The sequence below is a fragment of the Candidatus Aminicenantes bacterium genome (genome assembly GCA_026393855.1).
In the GTDB taxonomy this organism is placed as follows: Bacteria; Acidobacteriota; Aminicenantia; order Aminicenantales; family UBA4085; genus UBA4085.
Map to the genome: position 1 here is coordinate 1 of JAPKZJ010000121.1, position 6,186 is coordinate 6,186.

General features: G+C 61.3%; 8 protein-coding genes. 3 read left to right on the forward strand and 5 right to left on the reverse strand.

All coding sequences use genetic code 11. The annotated features are described in order from the left end of the window. Together NTZ26_14785 and NTZ26_14790 are read left to right on the forward strand one after the other, a co-directional pair. A partial coding sequence (locus tag NTZ26_14785; protein MCX6561766.1) for a Gfo/Idh/MocA family oxidoreductase occupies positions 1-703 on the forward strand: 703 nt, incomplete at its 5' end. Beyond that, positions 700-2,919, forward strand: a complete 2,220-nt coding sequence (locus NTZ26_14790) for a DUF1080 domain-containing protein (protein MCX6561767.1) — start codon at positions 700-702, stop codon at positions 2,917-2,919. The genes NTZ26_14785 and NTZ26_14790, both read left to right, overlap by 4 nt. Positions 2,920-3,008: 89 nt before the next feature. On the opposite strand, the gene NTZ26_14795 is transcribed toward NTZ26_14790, so the two are convergent. The 4 genes from NTZ26_14795 to NTZ26_14810 all read right to left on the reverse strand — a co-directional run bounded on the left by NTZ26_14795 (position 3,009) and on the right by NTZ26_14810 (position 4,844). Further along, positions 3,009-3,425 carry a helix-turn-helix transcriptional regulator gene (locus NTZ26_14795; protein ID MCX6561768.1) on the reverse strand — a complete coding sequence of 139 codons (417 nt, stop codon included), beginning with the start codon at positions 3,423-3,425 and terminating at the stop codon, positions 3,009-3,011. After that, the gene (locus NTZ26_14800; GenBank protein ID MCX6561769.1) at positions 3,425-3,601 is read right to left on the reverse strand and encodes a type II toxin-antitoxin system HicA family toxin; all 177 of its coding nucleotides are present in this window, start codon (positions 3,599-3,601) and stop codon (positions 3,425-3,427) included. Before NTZ26_14800 ends, NTZ26_14795 begins: the two co-directional genes overlap by 1 nt. Positions 3,602-3,861: 260 nt before the next feature. Further along, the gene (locus NTZ26_14805) at positions 3,862-4,332 is read right to left on the reverse strand and encodes a hypothetical protein (protein ID MCX6561770.1); all 471 of its coding nucleotides are present in this window, start codon (positions 4,330-4,332) and stop codon (positions 3,862-3,864) included. Then, entirely contained in the window at positions 4,329-4,844 is a 516-nt protein-coding gene (locus tag NTZ26_14810; protein ID MCX6561771.1) for a sigma-70 family RNA polymerase sigma factor, read from the reverse strand. The genes NTZ26_14805 and NTZ26_14810 overlap by 4 nt, the downstream gene beginning before the upstream one ends. Before the next feature lie 200 nt (positions 4,845-5,044). On the opposite strand from NTZ26_14810, the gene NTZ26_14815 reads away from it, so the two are divergent. Further along, complete coding sequence (locus NTZ26_14815; GenBank protein ID MCX6561772.1) at positions 5,045-5,302, forward strand: hypothetical protein; 258 nt, start codon at positions 5,045-5,047, stop codon at positions 5,300-5,302. Between the two features lie 67 nt (positions 5,303-5,369). Here the strand turns inward: NTZ26_14815 and NTZ26_14820 are convergent. Further along, the coding region (locus tag NTZ26_14820; protein ID MCX6561773.1) for an ornithine cyclodeaminase family protein at positions 5,370-6,186 on the reverse strand (817 nt) is incomplete at its 5' end.

The following is a 6,186-nucleotide window of genomic DNA, read 5'->3' on the forward strand; positions in this document are numbered from 1 at the left end:
GTTTTTGCCCGCGATCGTCAGGGTGCGCGAAATGCTGGCCGAGGGGGCGATCGGCGAGCCGCGCTGGCTGGCCGCCGATTTCGGGTTCAAGGCCCCGTTCAATCCCAAGAGCCGCATCTACAATCCGGATCTGGGCGGTGGAGCCCTGCTGGATGTCGGGATTTACCCGATCTCGCTGGCCTCGATGGTCTTCGGCGCGCCGCAGGGGATCTCTTCAACGGCCCGCATCGGCCCCACCGGTGTCGACGAGCAGGACGCGATCATCCTTTCATATGCCGGCGGCCGGCTGGCGTCGCTCAACGCCTGCGTCACCATGACGACGCCGACCGAGGCCGTCATCGCCGGCGACAAGGGAATCATCAAGATCTATACCCCGTTCTTTCGGACCCGGAAAATCTCGCTGGGCGTCAACATGATCGCGGACATGGGGGAGAAGAAGATGGCTTGGCTGCGCCGGGCGGCCCGCATGATACCCGCGGTCTCGCGCCTGAGGGAATCGCTCGAGGGCCGCCACCCCCGGGCGATCCACGCGCCTTACCGCGGCAACGGCCTGCACTACCAGGCGGCCGAGGTCATGCGCTGTTTGGGCCAGGGGCTGACCGAAAGCCCGGTCATGCCGTGGGCCGAGACGCTTTCGATTATGGAGACGATGGACAAAATCCGGGCCCAATGGGGACTCGTCTACCCGTCGGAGCAATCATGAGAAAGACGATAGCCGCAGCGCTGTTCCTAGCCGTTTCCTTATTTTCCATCGTGGGCGCGTCGGCGCCCCAAACGACCCAAGCGCCCGCGGCCAAGCCGGGTGTCTTGACGATCGATTTGACGGCTCTCGATCCCGGCCCCGTATTCGAAGGCCTCGGCGCTCTCTCCGCGGGCGCCTCGTCGCGGCTTCTCTTCGATTACCCGGAGCCGTCGCGCTCGCAGATCCTGGATTTTCTCTTCAAGCCCCGCTTCGGCGCCTCGCTTCAGCATCTCAAGGTCGAGATCGGCGGCGACGTCAACTCGACCGACGGCACCGAGCCTTCCTTCGCCCACACCCGCGAGGAGTTCGATCATCCCCAGCCCGCCTACTACGAGCGCGGCTACGAGTATCGCTTGATGAAGGAGGCCCGGCGTCGCAACCCGGCCATTCGGCTCGACGCCCTCGAGTGGGGAGCGCCCGGGTGGATCGGGAACGGGGAGTTTTTCTCTCAAGACAATGCCGACTATATCGTGCGCTTTCTGGAGATCGCCAAACAGGCGCACGGCGTGGACGTCGATTACGTCGGCGTCTGGAACGAGCGGGCCTGGGCCTACGAGCGGCCGCGGAACAACGGCTGGATCAAGCTCCTGAAGTCCGAGCTGAAAAAGCACGGCTTGCCGGCGAAGATCGTCGCCTCGGATGAAGTCGCTGCCTGGTCTGTGGCCGAGGACATGCTCAAGGATCCGGCCCTGCTCGAAGCGGTCGACATCCTCGGCAGCCACTACCAATCGGGCCATCCGAAAGGCTTCAACGCCGGCCTTTTGCTAAAGACCGGCAAGCCCGTCTGGTCCTCCGAGGACGGGCCTTGGCGCGGCGATTGGGAGGGGGCCAAGAAGCTGGCCCGGCGCTTCAACCGCAATTTCATCGACTACGGCATGACCAAGACGATCTTCTGGAGCCTGGTCACTTCTTATTCGGACATCCTGCCCATCCCCGGCTCGGGCATCATGCGGGCCGCGACGCCCTGGTCGGGATATTATATAGTCCAGCCGGCGCTGTGGGCGGTGGCCCATTTCACCCAGTTCGCGGATCCCGGATGGCGCTACCTAAAAGCCGGCTGCGGGCTGACGTCGGACGGAAGCTCGAGCTTCACGACGCTTCTTGCGCCCGACGGCAAAGAGATGAGCCTGATCGTGGAAACGGGGGAGGCCAAGGCGGATCAAGCGATCGGCCTGGCGCTGGCGCCCGAATTCGCTGGGCGCGAGTTCAGCATCTGGAAGTCCGATGCGGCCAAGTCCTTCGTCAAAGTCGGAGTCGTCAAGCCGAAGAACGGCCGCATCGATATCGTGCTGAGCAAGGACGCCATCTTCAGCCTGACGACCACGACGGGCCAGCGGAAAGGGGACGAGGGCCTCGCGCCTCTCGCCCCGTCCGCGTTTCCCGTGCCGTATGAGGACGATTTCGAAGGCTATGCCGCGGAAGCCTTGCCCCGCTACACCCAGGATCAGGCCGGCGTATTCGAGGTCCAGCCGAAGGGCGGCGGAATGGCTCTCAAGCAGGTCATCCCGGCCGTGGGCATCGAGTGGCATTTCCATCTCAATTCCGAGCCCGTCACCCTCATCGGCGATCCGGACATGACCGACTATGAGGCCGCCGTCGACGTCATGCTGGAGGCGCCGCGCCAGACGGCCGTGATCTATGGGCGGGTCGCCAAGGTCATCCAGCATCAGATCCAGCCGCCCTTGGGCTACTGGCTTCGGGTCGGAAGCGACGGGCGTTGGACGCTCGGCAAGAACATGGATCTGCTGTTGCTCGACAAAATCGATATCGACAAGGACTGGCCGACTCTGCGGTATTCGTTCAGCGACCACACGAAGAACGCCAGAATCTTCCCATACACGGAGATCATGGCCCTCGACAAATCCATCCTTGAAGCGCTGCCCGGGGTCGGGGCTTTTATGGCCAAGGAGAAGGACCCCAAAACCCTGAACCTCGTAGTCCACTTCGACGGGAGCTTCTATCTCTATCGCGATTATGTCCTGGCCTCCGGGACTTGCGATTTCAAGCCGGGTGCATGGAACACCCTGCGGATCCGCTGCCGCGGCGATCGGATCACGGCCTATGTCAACGCGACCCAGGCCGGCTCGATTTCGGATTCGACCTATACGCGCGGCCTGGCCGGGTTCGGCTGCGGCTGGCATACCGCCTGGTTCGACAACCTGTCGATCAAGCTGTAGCGGCGGCGATCGCTTTCATGTTTCCCCCTTGAATGGGAAGGGAGAATAGCGTTCGCCGCGATGGACTGTCAAAGACGGCGAAAGCCGGATCAAACCCCGCTTTCGATAAGCACAAAGTCCGCCTTCAAACCTACTGCGGCGTAGAGCTGCGAAAGCTTGGTCACGCTTGGAATGGACCGGCCTTGTTCATAGCGGGCATAGCTGTTGACGGACTTGGCCCCCAGCCGGGCGGCCACTTGGGCCAGGCTCAAGCCGGATCTTACCCGGGCTCTGCGGAGGAGAAGGGCGGTCAGTAGAGCCTCGTTTGAGGCTCCAACCTCGAAAACGCCCCCGGCGCCGCCATAAACTCGCGCTTTGAAGTCTGGAAGGCCGACAAGGGATTCAACGGCATCCGCGATCATCCTATGGGCGTCTGCGAGCGAGTGCCCTTGGGTGACGACATCCAAAATCGGGACTTCGGCGGCCCAGAATCGGCCCGATCGGAACGTGCGGCCGGCGAATCTCATCAATGTCCTCCCTCCGCTGAGCGCAGGATCGCTTTGGCGGTGTATTCGTTGATCTCTCGATGCCGGGGGATCGCGATCTCGCAATCGCCTCGGATCCAAATGTCGTGGCGGCCGCCTGGACGGCAAATCTTCCAGCCAAGAGCCCGAAGCTTATTCTCCAAATCGCGACGCTTCATATTCAATATACACGCATATGTGTAATTGTCAAGTCGCATGATCCAGGGTTTGAAAACGGCTGCGTTTTTAAGCCACGCCCGTTCGGCCTTCAATATGATCAGACCGCCCGGCGCGGGCGTTCAAAATGGGAGACGCGAATTCCCGCGTGGTTTCTCACCGCGGATCGCATTCATCGAAAAGCAGCCCAAAATAAACCCGGGGCCCGCGATGTCGGAGGTCCGGCACCGCGCAGCCCCGGGCGGGATTCTAGCTGCGGCCGCTATTTGGAAGGGGTCGGATCGGCTTCCCGGGATTCCTTCTCCTGGAGATACGCATCGAACGCCGCCCGGCCTTCGCTTTGCCAATATTCTCGGAAATGACGCCAGTGCTTGCCGTTGCCGGGAACGCCGTCAATCCCGGCAGGGCCGTCCGCTTCGCCGCGGCACTTCCCAAAGCGGGAGTGGACGTGCCGTTCAAATCGGTCGTGGTGGCGTTTGTGGACTTGCCCGTGGCTGCCGAAGAGGAGCTTGGCCAGCAGGACGAGGCCGAACGCCTGCCAGTAGGTGATGGTCTTGAACCCGAAGAGGCCCGGCATCAGCCAATTCCAAAGGGCTTGCACAACCAAGCCGAACAGAAATGCGAATAGGACCGCCAAGGCCACTCCGCCCAGCACTAGGCCGGCGATATGGAGCGCCTTTCGCCCGTGCCGGGCCGCCTGGCCCGGCTCGCGTAGATGCTCGCGATGACTCATTTGAGACTCCTTTTTTCGTCGTTGATCGTCTGACCGGTCAGTTCTTTCCTAAGCTTGTCGAGGGCTCGGCTCTTGCGGGCCAGCAAGGTTCCGATCGGAACCTCCCATTCGGCCGCCAGTTCCTTGAATGTCCGTCCCTCCAATTCCGTCGCCAAGATGATCGCCTTTTCCTCGGCGGCTAGACCATCCATGGCGATGAATACTTCGTCGAGCATTTCCCGCCGTTCGAACTCGAGCGTGGGGTCGAGGCCGGTGTCGAGAATCTCTTCCAACAGGGGAAGATCATCCCGCCGCTTCCGGAAGCGATCGACGATCCGATTGCGCAGAGCCTGATAGACAAACGCGCCGAGGTCCCGAATTGGGATCGTCGGATCGGCTCGATCGAAAAGTCCGACCATGACGTCTTGGACGATGTCCTCGGCGTCATGGCCGGCGGCCTCGCCGATGCGGCGGCGGACGTAGCCGACGAACGCGTCTCGCTTGTCCCTCAAGAGTGTGGTCCAACCGTCCATGCCGGTATTGTCCTATCGCGTTCCTCACTATTCAAGACGCACGGGCGAAGGAATTATTGCATTGGTTCCGCCCGGAGCGATATTGGTCAGAAGCAAGGCAAATTGAAACTAGCCGGTGCGCGTTTGATCGTCCCGGATGATCCGGCTAAACGCCCTGATGCTAAGCAATTGATGTGGCATAACGAGGAACGGTTCCTGGGATGAATTACGACGAGATCGAACTCGACAGAAACATCCGTCTCGCAGCCTTTGATTTTTTGGCCGAGCAGATCGAACGGGAGGGTGAAGTCCTTTCGTTTCAGATTCTGGCGCAAGGTTTCTTTTATAAAGGGGAGAGGATTTGTCTGCTGGGACCGCAAGGCATTTTCAAGCCAAGGATCCTCCCATGGCCCGATGCTTCAGTGGGGATTGCAGGCATTTCAGGACACGCGGATCATCCTGCCTCGAAGGCGCGATGAATGGCCGGATAGAGAGGCCCTGGAAGAACGATTTAGCCGATTTTTGGTTTCCAGCTGAAGCGTTCGCTCATTTGAGCGTGCGGTAGACCGCGGAAGCGATGGTGATGTCCTGGACGGCTACTCCGGTCAGGTCGACGACCGTGATCTGGTCTTCCGACGTTCGGCCTTTCTCCCGGCCCGAGATGACGGCTCCCATCTCGATGCAGCGATCTTCCGTGATCCGGCCCGATTCGAGCGCCTGGTGAATCTCGCCCCGCAGCCGGCATTGGGACAGGCTGTCGGCCATGACCACGTCGGCCCTGGCCAGGATGTCCGAATCGAGCTCCTGTTTTTCCGGAGTATCCGAGCCGACGGCGGTGATGTGAGTGCCCGGCCTCAAGTCTGAGGCCAAGAGGATGGGGCGTTTCGACGGCGTTGCTGTGACGATCAAATTGCATGTATACAGGATCTCATGCGCATCCATCGCGGCTTCTACCGCAAAGCCTCGGGCTTCCATATCCAGCTTGAAGTTCCCCATCTCGCCTGGAAAGGGGGTCCATAGCAGGACGTCCCGGCAGTCCGTTACGCGCGCTAGCCATTCGAGCTGAAGTTTCGCCTGGACTCCCGCGCCGACGATGCCGATGCGCTCGACCTTGCGGGGCGCGCAGTATTTGGCCGCTATCGCGCCGGCAACGGCGGTCCGGACATCCGTCAAATGGCCCTCGTCGAGCAGGACGGCAACGGGTTCGCCGGTGCTCTGTTTGAAAAGAAGCATGCAGCCGTTGCCGGACGGAAGGCCCCGGTCGGGATTGCCGTAGAAGCCGGAAGCGATCTTGATGACGTAGAAATCCTCCCCCGTGATGAAGCCGGACTTGATGTGGACTTCGCCCTTGTCAAGGATCAGC